At 65.1% G+C, this 18,418-nt stretch carries 20 protein-coding genes, 1 pseudogene and 1 riboswitch; of the genes and pseudogenes, 11 read left to right on the forward strand and 10 right to left on the reverse strand.

Going from position 1 to position 18,418, the window contains the following annotated elements; all coding sequences use genetic code 11:
* Positions 1 to 35 precede the first annotated feature (35 nt).
* A complete protein-coding gene (locus GKC70_RS04220) occupies positions 36 to 1,310 on the reverse strand; it encodes a uracil-xanthine permease family protein (RefSeq protein WP_317870856.1) in 1,275 nt (424 codons plus the stop codon).
* Positions 1,311 to 1,312: 2 nt separating this feature from the next.
* Positions 1,313 to 1,951, reverse strand: coding sequence for a uracil phosphoribosyltransferase (gene upp / locus GKC70_RS04225; RefSeq protein ID WP_029615105.1), 639 nt, complete (start codon positions 1,949 to 1,951; stop codon positions 1,313 to 1,315).
* A 164-nt stretch (positions 1,952 to 2,115) separates the two neighbouring features.
* On the opposite strand from upp, the gene GKC70_RS04230 reads away from it, so the two are divergent.
* From GKC70_RS04230 to GKC70_RS04245, 4 genes and pseudogenes are all read left to right on the forward strand, one after another.
* Complete coding sequence (locus GKC70_RS04230; RefSeq protein ID WP_342650544.1) at positions 2,116 to 2,673, forward strand: hypoxanthine-guanine phosphoribosyltransferase; 558 nt, start codon at positions 2,116 to 2,118, stop codon at positions 2,671 to 2,673.
* Between the two features lie 3 nt (positions 2,674 to 2,676).
* Positions 2,677 to 3,150: pseudogene (locus GKC70_RS04235) on the forward strand (WbuC family cupin fold metalloprotein).
* Positions 3,151 to 3,364: 214 nt separating this feature from the next.
* Positions 3,365 to 3,835: a hypothetical protein gene (locus tag GKC70_RS04240; protein WP_342650545.1), complete on the forward strand. Its 471-nt coding sequence runs from the start codon at positions 3,365 to 3,367 to the stop codon at positions 3,833 to 3,835.
* Between the two features lie 70 nt (positions 3,836 to 3,905).
* Entirely contained in the window at positions 3,906 to 4,196 is a 291-nt protein-coding gene (locus GKC70_RS04245; RefSeq protein ID WP_342650546.1) for a PA4642 family protein, read from the forward strand.
* 48 nt (positions 4,197 to 4,244) lie between these two features.
* Here GKC70_RS04245 and mqo read toward each other — a convergent pair whose 3' ends face one another.
* Positions 4,245 to 5,750, reverse strand: coding sequence for a malate dehydrogenase (quinone) (mqo, locus tag GKC70_RS04250; RefSeq protein ID WP_342650547.1), 1,506 nt, complete (start codon positions 5,748 to 5,750; stop codon positions 4,245 to 4,247).
* Positions 5,751 to 6,357: 607 nt separating this feature from the next.
* A complete protein-coding gene (locus GKC70_RS04255) occupies positions 6,358 to 6,591 on the reverse strand; it encodes a hypothetical protein (protein ID WP_342650548.1) in 234 nt (77 codons plus the stop codon).
* A gap of 197 nt (positions 6,592 to 6,788) precedes the next feature.
* Here GKC70_RS04255 and GKC70_RS04260 point away from each other — a divergent pair, with 197 nt between their 5' ends.
* On the forward strand, positions 6,789 to 7,373 hold the full coding sequence (locus GKC70_RS04260; protein ID WP_342650549.1) for a YajG family lipoprotein: 585 nt from the start codon (positions 6,789 to 6,791) through the stop codon (positions 7,371 to 7,373).
* Between the two features lie 74 nt (positions 7,374 to 7,447).
* Here GKC70_RS04260 and GKC70_RS04265 read toward each other — a convergent pair whose 3' ends face one another.
* On the reverse strand, positions 7,448 to 7,654 hold the full coding sequence (locus tag GKC70_RS04265) for a hypothetical protein (protein ID WP_029615113.1): 207 nt from the start codon (positions 7,652 to 7,654) through the stop codon (positions 7,448 to 7,450).
* A 146-nt stretch (positions 7,655 to 7,800) separates the two neighbouring features.
* Complete coding sequence (locus tag GKC70_RS04270) at positions 7,801 to 8,967, reverse strand: 1-acyl-sn-glycerol-3-phosphate acyltransferase (RefSeq protein ID WP_342650550.1); 1,167 nt, start codon at positions 8,965 to 8,967, stop codon at positions 7,801 to 7,803.
* A gap of 126 nt (positions 8,968 to 9,093) precedes the next feature.
* Here GKC70_RS04270 and GKC70_RS04275 point away from each other — a divergent pair, with 126 nt between their 5' ends.
* Genes GKC70_RS04275 through GKC70_RS04285 form a run of 3 tightly spaced genes read left to right on the forward strand, consistent with a single transcriptional unit; the run spans position 9,094 to position 10,173 of the window.
* The gene (locus GKC70_RS04275; protein WP_342650551.1) at positions 9,094 to 9,279 is read left to right on the forward strand and encodes a CPXCG motif-containing cysteine-rich protein; all 186 of its coding nucleotides are present in this window, start codon (positions 9,094 to 9,096) and stop codon (positions 9,277 to 9,279) included.
* Positions 9,279 to 9,539 (forward strand): DUF2007 domain-containing protein, encoded by a 261-nt coding sequence (locus GKC70_RS04280; RefSeq protein WP_029615115.1) that lies wholly within the window; start codon positions 9,279 to 9,281, stop codon positions 9,537 to 9,539. The genes GKC70_RS04275 and GKC70_RS04280 overlap by 1 nt, the downstream gene beginning before the upstream one ends.
* Before the next feature lie 13 nt (positions 9,540 to 9,552).
* Positions 9,553 to 10,173, forward strand: a complete 621-nt coding sequence (locus GKC70_RS04285; protein ID WP_029615116.1) for an SOS response-associated peptidase — start codon at positions 9,553 to 9,555, stop codon at positions 10,171 to 10,173.
* A gap of 18 nt (positions 10,174 to 10,191) precedes the next feature.
* Here GKC70_RS04285 and GKC70_RS04290 read toward each other — a convergent pair whose 3' ends face one another.
* On the reverse strand, positions 10,192 to 12,297 hold the full coding sequence (locus GKC70_RS04290; protein ID WP_342650552.1) for a methyl-accepting chemotaxis protein: 2,106 nt from the start codon (positions 12,295 to 12,297) through the stop codon (positions 10,192 to 10,194).
* Between the two features lie 156 nt (positions 12,298 to 12,453).
* On the opposite strand from GKC70_RS04290, the gene GKC70_RS04295 reads away from it, so the two are divergent.
* On the forward strand, positions 12,454 to 13,269 hold the full coding sequence (locus GKC70_RS04295; protein ID WP_039580166.1) for a M48 family metallopeptidase: 816 nt from the start codon (positions 12,454 to 12,456) through the stop codon (positions 13,267 to 13,269).
* Between the two features lie 130 nt (positions 13,270 to 13,399).
* On the opposite strand, the gene GKC70_RS04300 is transcribed toward GKC70_RS04295, so the two are convergent.
* From GKC70_RS04300 to GKC70_RS04310, 3 genes are all read right to left on the reverse strand, one after another.
* Complete coding sequence (locus GKC70_RS04300; protein ID WP_029614231.1) at positions 13,400 to 13,984, reverse strand: TMEM165/GDT1 family protein; 585 nt, start codon at positions 13,982 to 13,984, stop codon at positions 13,400 to 13,402.
* 97 nt (positions 13,985 to 14,081) lie between these two features.
* Positions 14,082 to 14,195, reverse strand: a riboswitch (yybP-ykoY riboswitch).
* Positions 14,196 to 14,236: 41 nt separating this feature from the next.
* Entirely contained in the window at positions 14,237 to 15,235 is a 999-nt protein-coding gene (locus GKC70_RS04305) for a class I SAM-dependent methyltransferase (RefSeq protein ID WP_342650553.1), read from the reverse strand.
* 148 nt (positions 15,236 to 15,383) lie between these two features.
* Positions 15,384 to 16,349, reverse strand: a complete 966-nt coding sequence (locus GKC70_RS04310; protein WP_342650554.1) for a 2-hydroxyacid dehydrogenase — start codon at positions 16,347 to 16,349, stop codon at positions 15,384 to 15,386.
* 214 nt (positions 16,350 to 16,563) lie between these two features.
* Between GKC70_RS04310 and GKC70_RS04315 the strand changes: the two genes are divergently transcribed.
* Both GKC70_RS04315 and GKC70_RS04320 read left to right on the forward strand, forming a co-directional pair.
* On the forward strand, positions 16,564 to 17,133 hold the full coding sequence (locus tag GKC70_RS04315) for an acyl carrier protein (protein WP_342650555.1): 570 nt from the start codon (positions 16,564 to 16,566) through the stop codon (positions 17,131 to 17,133).
* Positions 17,134 to 17,142: 9 nt separating this feature from the next.
* Positions 17,143 to 18,417, forward strand: coding sequence for a beta-ketoacyl-[acyl-carrier-protein] synthase family protein (locus tag GKC70_RS04320; protein ID WP_342650556.1), 1,275 nt, complete (start codon positions 17,143 to 17,145; stop codon positions 18,415 to 18,417).
* Position 18,418 lies beyond the last annotated feature (1 nt).

Consider the following 18,418-nt stretch of genomic DNA (forward strand, 5'->3'; position numbering starts at 1 on the left):
GGCTGCAGTGCAGCCCCCGTGAGTTCAACGCAGGCTCAAGGCAACTGATCGTCCAGCGTCTTGTTCTTCCAGCCATCGTTGCCCGGCAGAATCAAGTTCAGGGCGATGGCCACTACCGCGCACAGCGCGATGCCCTTCAGGCCCCAATCGTCAGGGCCGTCGCCGCTGCCGATCAATACGCCGCCGATACCGAACACCAGGGTCACCGAGACGATCACCAGGTTGCGCGCTTCGGCCAGGTCGATCTTGTGGCGGATCAGGGTGTTCATGCCCACCGCCGCGATCGAGCCGAACAACAGGCACAGAATGCCGCCCATCACCGGCACCGGGATGCTTTGCAGCAGCGCGCCGAACTTGCCGATGAAGGCCAGGGTGATGGCGAAGACCGCCGCCCAGGTCATGATCTTCGGGTTGTAGTTCTTGGTCAGCATCACCGCGCCGGTCACTTCGGCATAGGTGGTGTTGGGCGGGCCGCCGAACAGGCCGGCCGCAGTGGTGGCCAGGCCGTCACCGAGCAGCGTGCGGTGCAAACCGGGCTTTTTCAGGTAGTCGCGGCCGGTCACGCTGCCCACGGCGATCACCCCACCGATATGCTCGATGGCCGGGGCCAGGGCCACTGGCACGATGAACAGGATCGCCTGCCAGTTGAACTCCGGCGCGGTGAAGTTGGGCAGTTCCAGCCATGGCGCGGCGGCGATCTTCGCCGTGTCCACCACACCGAAGGCGAAGGACAAGGCGAAGCCGACCAGCACGCCCGCGATGATCGGCACCAGGCGGAAAATGCCTTTGCCGAACACCGCGACGATCAAGGTGGTCAGCAGCGCCGGCATGGAGATCAGCATGGCGGTCTGGTAGGGCATCAACGCGCTACCGTCGCCGCCCTTGCCCATGGCCATGTTGGCGGCGATCGGCGCCATGGCCAGGCCAATGGAGATGATCACCGGGCCGATGACGACCGGCGGTAGCATGCGGTCGATGAAACCGGTGCCTTTGACCTTCACCATCAGGCCCATGAAGGTGTAGACGAAGCCGGCGGCCATTACCCCGCCCATGGTCGCGGCCAGGCCGAACTGGCCCTTGGCGAGGATGATCGGTGTGATGAACGCGAAGCTGGAGGCCAGGAACACCGGCACCTGGCGCCCCGTGACCAATTGGAACAACAGCGTGCCCAGGCCCGCGGTGAACAGCGCCACGTTGGGGTCCAGGCCGGTGATCAGCGGCATGAGCACCAGCGCACCGAATGCCACGAAGAGCATCTGTGCGCCCGAAACGACCTGACGCCAGAGCGGGTCGTTGTAGCCGTCCTGCATGGTCAGGCGTCCTTCTGCTTGGTGCCGAAGATCTTGTCGCCGGCATCGCCCAGGCCCGGCACGATGTAGCCGTGCTCGTTCAGGCGCTGGTCGATCGAGGCGGTGTAGATCTGCACATCCGGGTGCGCCTTGTTGACCACCTCGATGCCTTCGGGCGCGGCCACCAGTACCATGGCGCGGATTTCCTTGCAGCCGGCTTTCTTCAGCAGGTCGATGGTGGCGACCATCGAGTTGCCGGTGGCCAGCATCGGGTCGATGATCAGCGCCAGGCGCTGGTTGATGTCCGGCGCGAGCTTCTCCAGGTAGGTGTGCGCTTCGAGGGTTTCCTCGTTGCGCGCCACGCCCACGGCGCTGACCTTGGCGCCCGGCACCAGGCTGAGCACGCCGTCGAGCATGCCGATACCGGCGCGCAGGATCGGCACGACGGTGATCTTCTTGCCGGCGATCTTCTCGACCTGGACCTTGCCGCACCAGCCGTCGATCTCGTAGGTTTCCAGGGGCAGGTCCTGGGTGGCTTCATAGGTCAGCAGTGCGCCGACTTCCTGGGCGAGTTCGCGAAAATTCTTGGTGCTGATATCGGCACGGCGCATCAGGCCGAGCTTGTGGCGGATCAGCGGATGGCGGATCTCACGAGTGGGCATAGGGGAGGGCTCCGGAAGGCGGGCAAAAAAACCGCGTAAGATTAATCTATTCAGTCCGTGCTGTCGTGCAGTCATTGTGCACGTTAGTCCATAAAGGCTTGATCTGCGGCGAGCGGGTGCGTACCTTTGCCCGCTTTTCCAAAATGCACCTGCTGGAGAGCGCCATGTCCGCCGATCTAGAGCATATCCGCCAAGTGATGAACGAGGCCGATTGCCTGTACACCGAAGCCCAGGTCGAAGCGGCCATCGCCCAAGTCGGCGAGCGGATCTGCAAGGACCTGCACGACAAGAACCCGGTGGTGTTCTGCGTGATGAACGGCGGATTGATCTTCGCCGGCAAGCTGCTCACCCACCTGCAGTTCCCGCTGGAAGCCTCCTACCTGCACGCCACCCGCTACCGCAACCAGACCAGCGGCGGTGAGCTGTTCTGGAAGGCCAAGCCGGAAGTGTCGTTCATCGACCGCGACGTGCTGATCGTCGACGACATCCTCGACGAGGGCCACACCCTCAGCGCGATCATCGACTTCTGCAAACATGCCGGCGCGCGTTCGGTGTACACCGCCGTGCTGATCGACAAGGACCATGACCGCAAGGCCAGCCCGGACCTGAAGGCCAACTATGTCGGCCTGCCGTGCGTGGATCGCTACATTTTCGGTTACGGCATGGACTACAAGGGCTACTGGCGCAACGCCAATGGCATCTTCGCCGTGAAGGGGATGTAAGCCATGCGCCAGCCTGCTTTCATCGACAAGACGTTGATCGACGGGCTGGCCGCCAAAGCCGCCAGCAATCCACGCGGCCGCCAGCACCACAACTTCCATGACATGGAAGAGCCCTGCCATCGCATGGCGGTGGGCCTGCAGACTCACACCTACATTCCGCCGCATCGCCACCTGAGCGCAGACAAGGCCGAGGCGCTGATCGTGCTCAAGGGACGCCTGGGTCTGCTGATCTTCGATGAGCAGGGGGCGGTGACCGACACGCGCGTGCTGCAGGCCGGTGGCGACTGCCTGGGCGTCGATGTGCCGCCGGGCACCTACCACGGGCTGGTGGTGCTGGAAGAAGACAGTATTCTGTTCGAATGCAAGGCCGGGCCTTAACGTCCGGTCAGCGATGGCGAGATGGCGGCCTGGGCGCCGCGCGAAGGCGAGGACGGCATGCCCGAGTACCTGGCCTGGATGCGCGCTCAGTTCGACTGATCGTGCGTGATCCTGCCATGCTAGGGTTCTGTCTCGGTAATACGTTCACGCTTGGCGAGTGACTTGGGTGTTCGGGCATGGCGCCAGGACGCGTCATGGCAGGGTTATGGCGAGGCGTGGCACCGTCGGCCGGGCGCCCAAGACGCCGCCAGCAGTGAACAGCCTATTTCCAGGACAGGACACTCGAGTGCTCCTGCCCGCCAAGGAGCCTCTCATGCGTGCCGTTATCCCTCTGCTGCTGGCGCTGAGCCTGCCGCTGTCTGCTGCACCGCTGCACAGCCAGTTCCTGCCACCTGACGACCTTTCCCTGCGCCAGCAGGCGCCCGAGTCCCAGCAACTGCTGCAGGTCACCGATTACTCGGTGGTGGTCGGCGCCCAGCGCCAATCCAATCAACAGCCGATTCCCATCACCTCGTCGCTGACCCTGCGCCTGAAGGGCAAGCCGATGAGCAAGGGCGCGACCGTCAGCCAGGTGCTGGTGACCTTCGACGGCGAGGGTGGCAAGAGCCTCAAGCGTCCCGCTTACGACGAGGCTACACGCACCCTGACCCTGAATTATCCCCAGGCCGACTACCGGGTGATCATGGACCTGCTGCGCAACGAAACGCTCTACGTGCAATTCCTCAGCTATGCCAACGGCCATGTCTGGGCCGATCTGCACACCGGCACCGTACGTACGCGTTGAGCGCCGTGGCGCACGCCGGGTACACTGCCCGCCTTTGAAACGCCCGTGATGGCACCGTTGGAGTCGGCAAATGCGTAAAGACAAGAAGCAGGTTATCGGTGACGAGATCAGCGACGACTACATCAAGACGTTCCTGCAGTTCGAGCCGGCCGATGGCCAGACCTCGCCCTCGCACCACAAGCTGATCAAGGCCTATCGCGGCTTGCGCATCGACGACTTCGAGCGTTTCGTGGGGTTCTTCGTGGAGGCCGGGTATGACGTCGACGGCAAGGACGAGCACGGCAAGACCTTCGCCGAGGCCATCGCCGACCAGCGCAATGCGCCGGAGTACATCGAGGTAATCGGCAAGGCGCGGGGATGAGGCCAGGGGAGCGGCGAGCGCCGCTCCTCCATTACGTGCGCCTGCGCCTCAGGCGTAGTGCTTGGCCGGGTTTTCCTGGACCAGGCCCAGGGCGGCATCGTTGTCCGCGCTGATCTGGCGATACAACGCGGCATCGGTGGCCAGGGTCTTCTCGCGGGCCGGGAAGATGTCCTTGAGCTTGGTCGCCCATGCGCCTTTGGTCTGCTCGGGGAAGCAGCGCTCGAGCAGCTCGAGCATGATCGAGACGGTGACCGACGCACCCGGCGAAGCGCCGAGCAGGGCGGCCAGGCTGCCGTCGGCGGCCGAGACCAGCTCGGTGCCGAACTGCAGGATGCCGCCTTTCTTCGGATCCTTCTTGATGATCTGCACGCGCTGACCCGCCACTTCCAGGCGCCAGTCCTCGGCCTTGGCTTGGGGGTAGAAGCGGCGCAACGATTCCAGGCGCTGCTCCATCGACTGCATCACTTCGCTGACCAGGTACTTGGTCAGGTCCATGTTGTCGCGCGCCACGGCCAGCATCGGACCGATGTTGCCCATGCGCACCGACAGCGGCAGGTCCATCAGCGAACCGTGCTTGAGGAACTTGGTGGTGAAGCCGGCGTAAGGACCGAACAGCAGCGACTTCTTGCCATCGACCACGCGCGTGTCCAGGTGCGGCACCGACATGGGCGGGGCGCCCACCGCTGCCTGGCTGTAGACCTTGGCCTGGTGCTGGCTGACGATCTCCGGGTTGTCGCAGCGCAGCCACTGGCCGCTGACCGGGAAGCCGCCGAAGCCCTTGCTTTCCGGAATGCCCGAGGCTTGCAGCAGCGGCAGCGCCGCGCCGCCGGCGCCGAGGAAGACGAAGCGGGCGTCGACGTCACGGCTGCTGCCACTGTTGACGTCCTTGACCGTCACTGTCCAGCCATCGCCTTTGCGGCGCAGGCCGGTGACCTTCTTGCTGTACTTGACCTGGGCGTCGGGGCTGTCGCCCAGGCGCTTGAGCAACTGGTTGGTCAGTGCGCCAAAGTTGACATCGGTGCCCTTGAGCACGCGGGTGGCGGCGATGTGCTGGTCGGCCGGGCGGCCCGGCATCATCAGCGGCATCCACTGGTTCATCACGGCCTTGTCTTCGGTGTACTCCATCTCGGCGAAGGCGTGATGCTGCTTGAGCATGTCGAAGCGCTTTTTCAGGAACGCGACGCCTTTGTCACCTTCGACGTAGCTCAGGTGCGGTACCGGGTTGATGAAGGCGCGGGGATCGCCCAAGCCGCCCTGGCGGCTGAGGTAGGCCCAGAACTGGCGCGAAACCTCGAACTGGGTATTGATGTGCACCGCCTTCTTGATGTCGATGCTGCCATCGGCGGCCTGCGGCGTGTAGTTCAGTTCGCACAGCCCGGCGTGACCGGTGCCCGCGTTGTTCCAGGGGTTGGAGCTTTCTGCGGCCCCGGAGTCCATCGCCTCGACGACTTCCAGCGTGATCGCAGGGTCCAGCTCCTTGAGCAGTACGGCCAGGGTGGCACTCATGATGCCCGCGCCTACCAGTACTACATCAACCGATTCGTTCTGCGCCATTTAACGCGTCTCCACAATCTACAGCACCTAATTGACAGCATAGGACCCCTGGGTTGGCCAGGATCGCCATGTCCGACTCTTCGCAGTTGTTGCAACTCCAGCGGACACCGCCAATCGGTCTTTGGGTGTTCGGTCATTGAACGCCATTTGCCACCACTGCGGCAATTCGACTTATGGTCAGGTGGTCCGTCGTGGGTTATGGACCGGCCTCAGGCTCCCATCCAGGATGAGCGCCTGGGCCGTCTGCTCAGGGCTGTAGAAAACGTCTTTGTCGCACCTGCACATGCCAGACTGTTCATTTGCTCGCCACACTCTCGTGAAGTTGTGAAAAACCGTTTTTTCACGCTCTTTTGGAGTCGTGAACCTCAAAAGTGGACTGCGCGAGGGCAACCCGCAGGTTCATGTGCAGCAGACGGCCAGAGACAGCAGGCACGACAGCCGATGCAAGACCTGAGTGGAAGGCTCTCTGTGGGCGAAGCGGTGAAGGTGCCGGGGTCAAGCGGCGAATGCGGGGCCCGATCAGGAGACGTCCTTATAATCGGGGGGAGATTATAACGAGGTCGCGGGCAGAAAGGTCGGACTTCTTGGGTTTTTATTGCCGCGTTTGTCAGGCCGCGAGCAGGCGTTGCTGCCAGCGGCGCCGTGCCGGCGGGCAAACCCGGGCGCTGGCCGGCAGCGCCTGGCCCAGCCAGCCTAGGTGGGCTTCGCTGACCTGGACCCAGCCACTGCCGGCAGGGGCCTGGGCGCATTGCTTGAAGGCCAGGCACGTGCCGTCTTCGGCGAGGCGGGCATAGGTGGTGTGACGCGGGCGTTGCAGGAGCAGGGTCCAGAGCGAGGCCATGGCGGAAAATCCTGTCTGATTCGGACGTGCGGCAAGCTTACCCGCAGCACCATTAAACCCTCGTGACAGCGGCGTGTTCCCGGCATGACAATCGCGTGCCCAGACGGCGCCAAGGCTTCATCTCGCGAAGCTTGCCGCGGGTAGCGTGCCTCTCGTTATACTGTCGGCCTTTGCCGCTTTTTTCTGGAGAAATGCGCATGCTGCAACGTCTGTTGTTCGGTTTGATGGCGGTGGCTACCCTGAGCCTGGTCGGCTGTGCCCACAGCCCGCAGCAGTTGAGCCCGCAACCCAAGCTCACCACGCAGCTCAACGCGGTCGGCCGCGGCCAGCCGGTGGAGGTCAAGGTGGTCGATGGCCGTGCTTCGCAATCGCTGGGCACCCGCGGCGGCATGTACCCCGAGACCAGCACCATCAGCGTCAGTGGCAACGACGTGGTGCCCAAGTTGCAGGCCCAGGCCGAGGCTGCCGTGCGTCTGCTGGGCTTCACCCCGACCCGCGGCAGTGGCAACGCGCCGCAGTTGACCGTGACCCTGGCCGAACTCAAGTACCAGTCGCCCAAGGACAAGATGTACGTCACCGAAGCGACCATCGGCGCCACGTTCCGCGCTGACGTGTCCAACGCCAACCGTCGCTACAGCGGTCGCTACGGCGCCTCGCTGGACCAGCGTTTCGGCATGGCACCGAACCAGGAAACCAACACCAAGCTGGTCAGCGATGTGCTCAGCGACGCCCTGACCCGTCTGTTCAAGGATCCGTCGATCGGTCAGATGCTGGCTGAGTAAGCCTTTCGATGCCCTGAAAAAGCCCGCTGCCTGGGACCAGGCAGCGGGCTTTTTTGTGGGTGATACACCGTGGATCAGGCGGCCTCGATGGCAAAGTCCAGCACGCTGAAGCCGGTGCCCAGGTCCACTTCCGGCAGGTCATGGTGCGCATGGCCGCCGAGGGCGCAGTACACCAGCCAGCCACGGTCGTGGACGTTGATCGCGAAGCCGTCGATCAATGCCTGCTGCTCGTCGCTGGGCGCGACGAGGTAGAGACGGTCCTGGTTTTCGGCGTGCAGCATGTCAAGCTCCGGTATCGAGAAGGCCGACAGGGTGGCCTCTTCGGATGACGAGCGTATGACAGGCGAAATTTAGGGGGCGATGTCTAGGCGCTGACCAATGGCGCTCCGGCCGCACAGTGTGCCAGGAGCGCCACAAGAGCCTGCACTCAGGCCACTTCTGCCTGGCGCTTGACCTGATACTGATTGCGCACCGGCGTGGCGTACTGCTGCACCAGGTAAGGCCGATGCTCGACCGGGCAGGCCTCCAGGCGGCGCTGCCATTCTTCCTGCGCCCGCGCCAGCTCGTCGGCCGGAAAGAGCTTGTCGGCGGTGGGCACCGCCAGCGCCGTGTCCTGTTGATCCCACATGGCATAAGCCAGGTAGTGCACCGGGAATAGGCGATAGCCGGCGAGAATCTGTCGGTCGATGGCCTGGGCCAGTTGCTTGGTGTCTTCGTGGTACTCGGTCACCGGCGGCGCGAAATTGATGTGCACCCGGCCTTTGTAGCCGGTGATGCCCAAGGCGATGCTGTTGTCGTCTTCGCCTGGCACCTTGCTGTAGCTGCCGGTGCTGGCGCGGATGTACAGCTCGCGGGCCTTGGCCTGGTCGCAGGGGTCGTATTCGTAGCTGATCGACACCGGAATCAGGTTCAGGCTCTGGATCACCGCGCCGAAGGCTTCGTCCTTGCGGCTCATGTGGAACATCTTGAGGATCGCCGAATCGGTGCGATCGTCACCGTCCTTGGCGCGGCCTTCGGCCTGGGCGATCCAGATCGAGGTGCCGTCGTCGCGGATCGAGTGGTTGATGTAGGCCGAGAGCAGTTGGTAGGCCGCCAGCTTCTCGCGGCGACCGCTGATGGAGCGGTGCACGATGAAGCTCTTGTTCAGGCGCATCATGTCGCTGACGAAAGGCTTCTGCAGCAGGTTGTCGCCGATGGCGATGCGCGGGGTGGGCAGGCCGGCGTGATAGACCGCGTAGTTGACGAACGCCGGGTCCATGACGATGTCGCGGTGATTGGCCAGGAACAGGTAGGCGCAGCCGGCCTTGAGCTGCTCGACGCCGGTGTACGTGACCCCGTCGGTGGCGCGGTCGATGGTGCGGTCGACGTAGTACTCGACCTTGTCCTGCAGCGTCGCGACGCTGCTCACGCCGGCGAATTCCTTGCGCAGGCGGCGCGCGATCAGCGGCTTGAGCAGCCAGCCGAAGGCGCTGGCCAGGCGCGGGAAGCGAAAGTGGGTGAGGATATCGAGGAATGCCGGGTCGCTGAGCAGGCGTGCCAGAACGGCAGGGACTTCAGCGTCGTCGTAGGGTCGGATGGCATCGAATGCGCCCATCATGCTCTCTTGTTGGAAACGGCTAGAGTAATAAAGTAGGGGCGGGGCCGAGAAAACGGCTCGGACACACACGGACCCCGTAAACAGACCGGCAATTATACGCATAAGTCACCGCGCAGGCCCCCGATGCTCGAAATCGACTTCTATGACTGTCCCTACTGCGGCGAACGCGTCGAAACCACCGTCGACATTTCTGCCGGCGATCAGCACTACATCGATGACTGCCAGGTCTGTTGCCGGCCGATCGTGTGCATTTTGCAGGTGCACGATGACGAATGGTTGCTCGAGGTGCGCCGTGAGGACGATGCCTGATGCGCAGAATCTACGAGCCGGAAAGCCTGATCGAGGCGCAGATGCTGGTGGGCATGCTGGCCAGCGAGGGCATTGCCGTGCACCTGATCGGCGCCGATCTGGTCGGTGCGATGGGTGACCTGCCGCTGCAGGGGCTGTTGGCCCTGGCGGTGGACGACGAGCAGGCGGGGTACGCACGGCAGTTGATCGATGCGTACAATGCCGCTCAGCCCCTTGCCGGTGACGAGCCCGACGCCTGTCCCGGCACCTTGATCTGCTAGGTTTGCCTGTCTTATGTGTGGACGCTACGCCCTGTTTCGCTGGTCCCAGGCCTTCGCCGCCCTGCCGGGGTTTCCCGTCGACCAGCAGGCGCAATGGAACATCTCGCCCGGTGCCTCGGTGTTGATCCAGCGCCAGATCGACGACCAGTTGCAGCTGGCCAGGGCGCGCTGGGGGCTGACGCCGCCGTGGCTCACCGACCTGTCGCGCACCCCCGCCCATGCCCGCGCCGAAACCCTGGCCGAACAGCCGATGTTTCGCGAGGCCTTTCGCCTGCGCCGTTGCCTGATGCCAGCCAACGGTTTCTACGAATGGCGCGGCACGGCGCGCAAGCGGCCGTACTGGGTGACGCCCGGGGAGGGCGCCTCGCTGTTCTACGCGGCGGTGTGGGAGGCGTATCCGGTGCAGGAGCAGGTCTGGCTCAGTTGCGCCGTGGTCACCCAGGCGGCCATGAACCAGCGTCGGCCATTGATTCTCGACGAGGCAGGCCAGGCCGCCTGGCTGGATCCGCAGACGCCGCAGGCGCGCCTGCATGAACTGCTGGCCAGCCCGCCGGCGAGCTTGCGCGAGCGGGCGCTGGCGCCTCTGGTCAACGACCCGCAGCTCGATGGACCGCAGTGCTTGACGCCGGCCTGAGCCCAGCCGCTTGACCGATCACACCCTGAACTGATTGATCAGGCGCCGCTGCTGCTCGGCCAGTTGGGTCAACTCGGCGCTGGCCTGGCTCGACTCGTCGGCGCCGCCGGCCACCTCGCTGGCCACCTGGCCGATGTTGGTGACGTTGCGGTTGATGTCCTCGGCCACCGCGCTCTGCTGCTCGGCCGCACTGGCGATCTGCGTATTCATGTCGTTGATCACCGACACCGCCTGGGTGATGCTCTCCAGCGCCAGCGCCGCACGATTGGCCTGCTGCACGCTGTCGTCGGTCTTGCCCTGGCTGTCTTCCATGACCTTGACCACATCGCGGGTGCCCTGCTGCAGTTGCTGGATCATCTGCTGAATTTCCTGGGTCGCCTGTTGGGTCTTCTGCGCCAGGTTGCGCACCTCGTCGGCGACCACCGCGAAGCCTCGACCCTGCTCGCCGGCACGGGCGGCCTCGATGGCGGCGTTGAGCGCCAGCAGGTTGGTCTGCTCGGCGATGGCGCGGATGGTCACCAGGATGGTGTTGATGTTCTCGCTGTCGCGGGCCAGGGTCTGCACCACGGTCACCGCGCGGCCGATTTCGCTGGCCAGGCTGCTGATGGACTGCGAGGCGTCATGCACGATCTGCATGCCCTGGTTGGCGGCCTGGTCGGCGTTGCTGGCGGCCTGGGCGGCTTGGGTGGCGTTGCGCGCCACGTCCTGGGCGGTGGCGGTCATTTCCTGCACGGCAGTGGCCACCTGGTCGATTTCGGCCATCTGCTTGTGCACGCCCTGGTTGGTGCGAATGGCGATGTCGGCGGTGTGCTCCGAGGAGTCGCTGACCTTCTGCACCGAACTCACCACTTGGCTGATCATCGCCTGGAGCTTGGCCAGGAAGGTGTTGAAGCCGCTGGCGATGGCGCCCAGTTCGTCGGCGCGGTCACTGTGCAGGCGGCGGGTGAGGTCGCCTTCGCCCTGGGCGATATCGTCGAGCATGGCCACCATCTGCTTCAGCGGACGGGCGATGCCATGGGCCAGCAGCCCGATCACCAGCAGGCCGAGCACGGCGATGCCCAGGCCGACCGCAGTCATGCCGAGGATATCGGTGCGGCGCTGCTCGCCGAGGTCTTTCTGCAATTGCGTGACATCGGCCATCACCGTGCTCAGCGGCAGTTGCAGCAGCAGCACCCAGCGCGCATCGGTGTGGGCCACTTTGAACGGCAGGTACAGCTCGATACGGTCCTTGTCCCGGTCGAGTTGATAGTGCAGCGCATCGCCATTGCTGCTGACCAGTGCGGCCGACTCGGCCGAATCCAGCACGTCACTGGCTTTTTCGCCGAACTTGGACGGGTCTTTGGTGTAGGCCACCAGGCGACCGTTGCTCGACACCAGGGCCAGTTCGCCGGCGCCATCATAGAGTTGGCGGTCGGCGGCGTTGAGCAAGTCCTGGATGAAGTCCACCGACAGGTCGGCCCCGGCGATGCCCTGGAATTGGCCGTTGAGCATGATCGGTTCGACGAACGAGGCGAGCATCACTGTCTTGTCGCCCACCTTGTAAGGCGCGGGATCGATCACGCAGGCCTTCTTGGTTTCCTTGGGGCACAGGTAGTACTCGCTGGCGCGCACGCCGGTGGCCAGGATGGTCTGATCGTTGACGTCGACCAGGCGATCCTGGCCGAGACTGCCGTCGGCGTTGCGGAACCACCAGGGCAGGAAGCGTTCGCCGTTGACGTCGGCGTGATCCAGGGCATTGGGTTCCCAGCCTAGGTAGGCGCCGAGCACGCTGGGGTTGTCCTCGACGGTGCGCTTGAGCAGGTTGCTCAGGTAGGCGCGGTCGATCTGCATCAGCGGTTTGCCATCTGCATCCTGCGCGCCGAGCAGGCCGTTGAGCGTGGCCAGGCTGCGGCTGATCAGCAGCGGCGCTTCCAGGCCGCGCTGGATTTCGCTGACCTGGGTGCGCGCCAGCGCCGATAGGCGCTGTTCGATGACCGTCTCGAACTGCTGCTGGGTGCGCTGCTGTACCAGGGCCTGGGTGCGCGCTCCGGCGTACACGGCGTAGAGCACCAGGGCGGCGACGATGCTCAACACGATGGCACCGGCCAGCGCCGCCACGGAAAACTGGATCGACTTGAACTTCATGATCGAAAAGCTCCACGCCAGGAGGTCGTTGTCCTGGGTTATCGGCGTGGGCTGGGCAAAGCATGAGGACGGTTGTCAGAAATCTTCGACGCACCTCTGGCAGGGGCGCACGACTGGGCCTAGGATACGCGGCATGTAAAAAGAGGGAGTCTTTTCATGCGTAAGTCATTCGTGGTCAGCCTGTTGAGTGCCAGCATCCTGCTGGGCGGCTGCCAGGCGGTCAACACCACCAGCGGCGGTGCGGTGGGCGTGGAGCGCAAGCAGTACATGTTCAGCATGCTGTCCACCGACGAGGTGAACCAGATGTACGCCCAGTCGTACCAGCAGACCCTCGGCGAAGCCTCGAGCAAAGGCGTGCTGGACAAGACCAGCAATGACGCACGACGCGTGCAGTTGATCGCCGACCGCCTGATCGCCCAGGCGCCCAAGTTCCGCCCGGATGCGGCGCAGTGGAAGTGGGAAGTCAACGTGATCAAGAGCGATGAGCTCAACGCCAACTGCGGCCCTGGCGGCAAGATCATCGTCTACACCGGCCTGATCGATCAGCTCAAGCTCACCGATGCCGAGCTGGCGGCGGTGATGGGCCATGAAATCGCCCACGCCCTGCGCGAGCACGGCCGTGAAGCCATGTCCAAGGCCTACGGCATCAACATGGCGCGCCAGGGCGCCGGTGCCATCTTCGGCCTGGGCCAGGACAGCATGGCGCTGGCCGACACCGTGGTGAACTACGCCATGACCTTGCCCAACAGCCGCGCCAACGAGAACGAAGCCGACCTGATCGGTCTCGAGCTGTCGGCCCGCGCCGGTTATGACCCGAACGCGGCGATCACCTTGTGGAACAAGATGAGCAAGGCCTCCGAAGGCGCCCCGCCCGAGTTCATGAGCACTCACCCCGCCTCGAGCAGCCGCATCGCCTCCCTGCAAGCGGCCATTCCCAAAGTCATGCCCTTGTATCAACAGGCGGCTAAGTAGCGGCTACGAGCTTCAAGCTGCAAGCTGCAAGCTGCAAGCGGCAAGCGGCAAGTCAAGCCGCGCCGCGCCTTCTTGCCGCTTGAAGCTTGAAACTTGCGGCTGCTTCACCCCCTTGCCGCTTGCCGCTGCCCTACACCCAACCGCTGGTTTTCATGGCCGAGTAGACGGCCACGGCGGCCAGTACGAAGAAGGCGGCGGCGGCCAGGCGGCGGATCAGGGTCAGGGGCAGTTTGTCGGCGGCGAAGTTGCCGGCCAGTACCACCGGCACGTTGGCGATCAGCATGCCCAGGGTGGTGCCCACGATCACCAGGATCAGGTGCGGGTACTGCGCGGCCAGCATCACCGTGGCGACCTGGGTCTTGTCGCCGATCTCGGCCAGGAAGAACGCGATCAACGTGGTCAGGAACGGCCCGAAGCGCCGCGCGTTGCTGCTCTCGTCGTCGTCCATCTTGTCCGGCACCAGGGTCCACAGGGCCGTGGCGGTGAAGCTCGCGGCGAGGATCCAGTGCAGCACGCTTTCGGTGAAGAAACCGCTGACCCAGGCGCCAACCGCACCGGCGGCCGCATGGTTGGCCAGGGTCGCGGCGACGATACCGGCGATGATCGGCCAGGGCTTGCGGAAACGGGCGGCGAGAATGAGCGCGAGCAGTTGCGTCTTGTCGCCAATTTCGGCGAGCGCAACGATGGCGGTGGGGACCAGCAGGGATTCGAGCATCAGGCTTCCTACGGGGGCGGGTCGACACGGCTATGACACGTACAGCCTTCCCGCCCCGGGTAAGGTGTGCGTGTCATAGGTCTTGTCAAACCCTGGGCTCATCTGTGTGAGCCGTGAGGTCGCACGCGCCATGGCCTGTGGGCCAAGTGTGTTGACGCGTGCCGGGCAAGCTGAGGACGCTTGCGGGAGACTACTCCCCTAGGACGGAGCGGATTCTGCCTAGCCGATTCGGTTTCGGCAAGCGCTTTTTTTCTAGCCGCGAATGGCCCGATAAATTCGGAAACCGTCCCCTTCGGCGCGGGTTTCGCAGTTGCCCAAAGACTGTTGGATGAGCGGTTGATAGCGCAGGAAACTGTTGGCGACTATCCGCATTTCTCCGCCTTTTACCAGCTTTTTAGCCGATTTTAGCAGCAGGTTTTCCGAGGCCTGATAGTCGGTATGAACCCCGGTGTGGAACGGCGGATTGCTGACGATCGCGCTCAGTTCATCGGGGGCAGCGTCGATGCCGTCGCCGCTGATGACCTCGCCCTGCAGGCCGTTCGCGGCCAAGGTCAGGCGACTGGCCGCGACGGCGAAGGCATCGACGTCGAGCAGGGTCACCTGGCTTTGCGGATAGCGGCGCTTGAGGGTGGCGCCCAGCACTCCGGCACCGCAGCCGAAGTCCAGCACATGGCCCACTGGTAGGTGCTCCAGGTGCTGCAGCAGCAGGGCGGTGCCGCGATCCAGGCGCCCATGGCTGAACACGCCAGGCAGGCTGATCACCTGCAGTGGGCCATCGTCCAGCGCCAGCTCGAAGCGCTGGGCCAGGCTGTCCAGCGGCGTAGCCTCGGGGGCGCGGTCCACCGTCACCTGCCACAGTTGGCAGTGGCGGGCGCTGTCGAGCTTGCGCGGCTTGCCGAACGCCTGCAACAGCTTGGCCGCGCCCTCAATGCCACTGCGCTTTTCCCCCACCAGGTACACGCTGCGTCCGGCCAGGCGCGCGGCCAGTGCGTTGAGCAGATAGGCGGCCAGGTCGCGCGACTTGGGCAGGCACAGCACGGCGGCGTCGAAGGCCACTTCGGGAACGTCCACGCCGAAGTGGCTGCGACCGGCGAAGCGCTGTTGCAGCCACCCGTGATCCCCCGCATGCCAGGTCCAGGCCTGGGCCTGCGGCAGTTGCCCCAGCAGGCCATCGGCGGCGGCTCCGGCGATCAGCAGCGGGCCTTGGAACAGGTCCGCCTGGCGGAGCAACACTTCACTGCGCGGGTCCATGTCGGACGTCTCCTGAAAAAAGCGCGAAGTGTATCACTTGGCAAGCGCGGCGCCGCGAGCGGACCGCGTCGCGCTCCGAGGTGTTCCGCCTCGCCGCGGCCATTGGCGCAACAACCGGAGCCGTGCATGGCCGCTGCTACCGGCCCCGTCAACCCACCACCCGCCGTGGCTGTCCCGCGAAGTAGGCCTGGGCGTTCTCGGCCAATTGCCCGACGATGCGCTGGCGTGATTCCACCGCGCCCCAGGCGCTGTGCGGGGTGACGATCAAGCGCGGGATGTCCGCTGCCAGCAGCGGATTGCCGTGCACCGGCGGTTCCACGCTGAGCACATCGGTCGCCGCGCCGCCCAGATGCCCGTTGCGCAGCGCGTCGGCCAGCGCCTGCTCGTCGATCAACCCGCCACGCGCGGTATTGACCACCAGCGCCCCCGGCTTGAGCAATGCCAATTCGCGGGTGCCGAGCATATGGCGGGTCTGCTCGTTCAGCGGGCAATGCAGGGTCAGGGCGTCGACCTGCGGCAGCAGTTCGTCCAGTGCCAGGCGCTCGGCGCGCGCCGGGCGTCCGGGAATCTGCCCGCTGAGCACGCGCATGCCGAACGCTTCGGCCAGCTTGGCCACGGCGCCACCCAGCTCGCCATGGCCGAGCAGGCCGAGGGTCTTGCCCTGCAATTCGACGATAGGGAAATCCAGTAGGCAGAACTGGCTGGCCTTGGCCCATGCGCCGTCCTGCACCGCCCGGTGGTAATCGCACAAGCGAGTCGCCAGGGCCAGCAACAGCGCCAGGGTGTGCTGGGCCACCGACGGCGTGCCGTAGCCCTGGCAGTTGCACACGGTGATGCCCTGGGCGCGTGCTGCCGCGAGGTCGACGTTGTTGGTGCCGGTGGCGGCCACGAGAATCAACTTCAGCTGTGGATTGGCAGCCAGCACCTCGGCGTCGAGCAGCACCTTGTTGCTGATCGCCACGCTGGCGCCGCGCAGGCGTTCGTTCACCTGATCGGCCGACGTCGAGCCGTGCAAGGTCAGCTCATCGAAGCCTTCGCGCAGGACGGCGAGGTCCAGGTCGCCCAGGTCGAGCGAGTCGTGGTCGAGAAAAACGGCGTGTCGGCTGGCGGTCATTGCGACTCCTGTGCAAGACGAGACAAGACCGCGACGGCGCGGTCTCGGGTGACAAAAATATGACGGAAAGGCCCGCGTGATGATTTATGTCAAATTGCTATTAACCATTCGTTGACTCTCCCCTAGGGGCAGAGTTTAGCCTTCGCGGCCTCACTGGGAACCCCCGGCACTTACCGGCGGCTACCGCATGCATTCAAGGCGAAGGAGCGGCACGATGAACAATCCACTGGAACTGGAACAGGTGATCATGAGCGTCCGGGAAATCCTGGCGCAACTGCTTGTGTTGGAGCTGGAGGAGATCGACGCTGACAGCAGCATCGTCGAAGACCTCGGCGCCGATTCGCTGGACATCGTCGACCTGAGCTTCCAACTGGGCCGCCGCTACGGTTGCGCCCTGCCCAAGACCAGCGTGCTGGATCACACCGTCGCCGTGTGCGGCGACGCCAGCGAGTACCTGCACCAGGGTCGCCTCACCGAGGCCGGTGTGGAACTGCTCGAAGGCAGCCTGAGCGCCTATGTCCCCGGCCAGCTCAAGGCCGGGCTGACCCCCGCCGACATCTTCGCCCGCACCACCGTGCGCAACTGGGCGCAGCAGTGCCGGGGCCTGTTCGATCACCTGCCTGCCACCTGCCCACAGTGCGCGGCCAATCAAGCACGCTTGAACGAGCGCGAGCAGGTGGTGTGTGCGGCGTGCAGCGCGCGCTTGACGCCGCTGGACGGCGACAGCGTCTCGCGCCTGCTGGTCGAGCGTTTCGTGGCGGCGCGTGCACCGGCACAAGCCTAGGAGCCAGGAATGTCGGGACAGGACGTAGTGGTGACTGGCATGGCGCTGGTCGCCCCCATGGCGATGGATGCCGAAAGCTTGTTCGCGCGCTTGGCCGACGGTCAGTCGAGCCTGCGCCGGCACCCGCGCTTCGAGCAGTTGGGCTTTGCCAATTCGGCGGCGGGCTATCTGGACGACGGCCAATGGCAGCGCATCGACGCGGCCGTGCCGGCGGCCCGCCACTTGCCTGCACAGTCGCGGTTGGTGGAGTACCTGGCCGACCAGGTGCTGGAGGATGCCGGGCTGACGCGCCAGGCCTTCGCCCGTACGGCCAGCGGCCTGTTCCTGGGCTGCAACAAGTTCTGCGCCTCCGGCAGCGAGCTGCAGGCGCTGAGTCGCTGCATGGACGAGCAGGCCTGCGTCGATCTCGACGCGCTGCTCGATGACGCCGACGCGCATGAACCGGCCTTCGCCCGCCGCGTCGATCAGCAGACCGCTCACCTGGCGGCCTTGCTGCAGGTACGCGAACGCGTCGCGACCCTGGCTGATGCCTGCGCCGCTGGCACCACCGCCATCGGCAGTGCCTATCGGGCCATCGCTCGCGGCGAGATCGACCTGGCCCTGTGCGGCGCCAGCGAGCTGATGGCCACGCAGATCTCCTGCTACAGCTTCAACGGTCTCGGCGCGCTGTGCCCACGCGGCGACTGGCCCGCCGCGACCCAGAGCCGGCCCTTCATGAAGGACCGCTGCGGCTTCGTGATGAGCGAGGGCGCCGCGCTGCTGGTGCTGGAGTCCGCCGACCATGCACGGCGTCGCCAGGCGCGGGTGCGCGGCCGGGTGCTGGGCTACGCCAACGCCTGCGAAGCGCAGAAGATCACCTCCAGCAGTCGCGACGGCAGCCGCTATGCCCAGTGCATGCAGGCGGCCATCGACGACGCCGGCGTGCCGCTGGCCAGCATCGGGCATGTCAACGTCCACGGCACCTCGACCCCAAGCAACGACAGTTGCGAGGCCCTGGCCCTGGAGCGGGTGTTCGGTGCGGCCCTGGGGCAGGTGAGCATCACCGCCAGCAAGTCCGCGCTCGGCCACTCGCTGGCCGCCAGCGGCGCCCTGGAGGCGGTGCTGACGCTCATGTCGATGGAGCGCGGAATCGTCTTGCCCACGCTCAACTACCAGGCCGAAGGCTCCGAGTTTCCCCATCTGGACGTGGTCACCCACGTCCGTCACCAGGCGATCGATCACGCCTTGTCCACCTCCTTCGGGTTCGGTGGCATCAACAGTTCCCTGGTCCTCGGGAGGGCCTGAC

This window comes from Pseudomonas sp. REB1044 (assembly GCF_038813925.1).
Classification (GTDB): Bacteria; Pseudomonadota; Gammaproteobacteria; order Pseudomonadales; family Pseudomonadaceae; genus Aquipseudomonas; species Aquipseudomonas boreofloridensis.

What these genes read in the sequence shown, in the direction of transcription:
- GKC70_RS04280 (WP_029615115.1), top strand. Translation starts at nt 9,279, where the DNA reads ATGCGCAGAATCTACGAGCCGGAAAGCCTGATCGAGGCGCAGATGCTG.
- upp (WP_029615105.1), bottom strand. Translation starts at nt 1,951, where the DNA reads ATGCCCACTCGTGAGATCCGCCATCCGCTGATCCGCCACAAGCTCGGC.
- GKC70_RS04255 (WP_342650548.1), bottom strand. Translation starts at nt 6,591, where the DNA reads ATGGCCTCGCTCTGGACCCTGCTCCTGCAACGCCCGCGTCACACCACC.
- GKC70_RS04260 (WP_342650549.1), top strand. Translation starts at nt 6,789, where the DNA reads ATGCTGCAACGTCTGTTGTTCGGTTTGATGGCGGTGGCTACCCTGAGC.
- GKC70_RS04300 (WP_029614231.1), bottom strand. Translation starts at nt 13,984, where the DNA reads ATGCTCGAATCCCTGCTGGTCCCCACCGCCATCGTTGCGCTCGCCGAA.
- GKC70_RS04290 (WP_342650552.1), bottom strand. Translation starts at nt 12,297, where the DNA reads ATGAAGTTCAAGTCGATCCAGTTTTCCGTGGCGGCGCTGGCCGGTGCC.
- GKC70_RS04240 (WP_342650545.1), top strand. Translation starts at nt 3,365, where the DNA reads ATGCGTGCCGTTATCCCTCTGCTGCTGGCGCTGAGCCTGCCGCTGTCT.
- GKC70_RS04305 (WP_342650553.1), bottom strand. Translation starts at nt 15,235, where the DNA reads ATGGACCCGCGCAGTGAAGTGTTGCTCCGCCAGGCGGACCTGTTCCAA.
- GKC70_RS04295 (WP_039580166.1), top strand. Translation starts at nt 12,454, where the DNA reads ATGCGTAAGTCATTCGTGGTCAGCCTGTTGAGTGCCAGCATCCTGCTG.
- GKC70_RS04320 (WP_342650556.1), top strand. Translation starts at nt 17,143, where the DNA reads ATGTCGGGACAGGACGTAGTGGTGACTGGCATGGCGCTGGTCGCCCCC.
- GKC70_RS04310 (WP_342650554.1), bottom strand. Translation starts at nt 16,349, where the DNA reads ATGACCGCCAGCCGACACGCCGTTTTTCTCGACCACGACTCGCTCGAC.
- GKC70_RS04275 (WP_342650551.1), top strand. Translation starts at nt 9,094, where the DNA reads ATGCTCGAAATCGACTTCTATGACTGTCCCTACTGCGGCGAACGCGTC.
- mqo (WP_342650547.1), bottom strand. Translation starts at nt 5,750, where the DNA reads ATGGCGCAGAACGAATCGGTTGATGTAGTACTGGTAGGCGCGGGCATC.
- GKC70_RS04265 (WP_029615113.1), bottom strand. Translation starts at nt 7,654, where the DNA reads ATGCTGCACGCCGAAAACCAGGACCGTCTCTACCTCGTCGCGCCCAGC.
- GKC70_RS04315 (WP_342650555.1), top strand. Translation starts at nt 16,564, where the DNA reads ATGAACAATCCACTGGAACTGGAACAGGTGATCATGAGCGTCCGGGAA.
- GKC70_RS04230 (WP_342650544.1), top strand. Translation starts at nt 2,116, where the DNA reads ATGTCCGCCGATCTAGAGCATATCCGCCAAGTGATGAACGAGGCCGAT.
- GKC70_RS04245 (WP_342650546.1), top strand. Translation starts at nt 3,906, where the DNA reads ATGCGTAAAGACAAGAAGCAGGTTATCGGTGACGAGATCAGCGACGAC.
- GKC70_RS04220 (WP_317870856.1), bottom strand. Translation starts at nt 1,310, where the DNA reads ATGCAGGACGGCTACAACGACCCGCTCTGGCGTCAGGTCGTTTCGGGC.
- GKC70_RS04270 (WP_342650550.1), bottom strand. Translation starts at nt 8,967, where the DNA reads ATGGGCGCATTCGATGCCATCCGACCCTACGACGACGCTGAAGTCCCT.
- GKC70_RS04285 (WP_029615116.1), top strand. Translation starts at nt 9,553, where the DNA reads ATGTGTGGACGCTACGCCCTGTTTCGCTGGTCCCAGGCCTTCGCCGCC.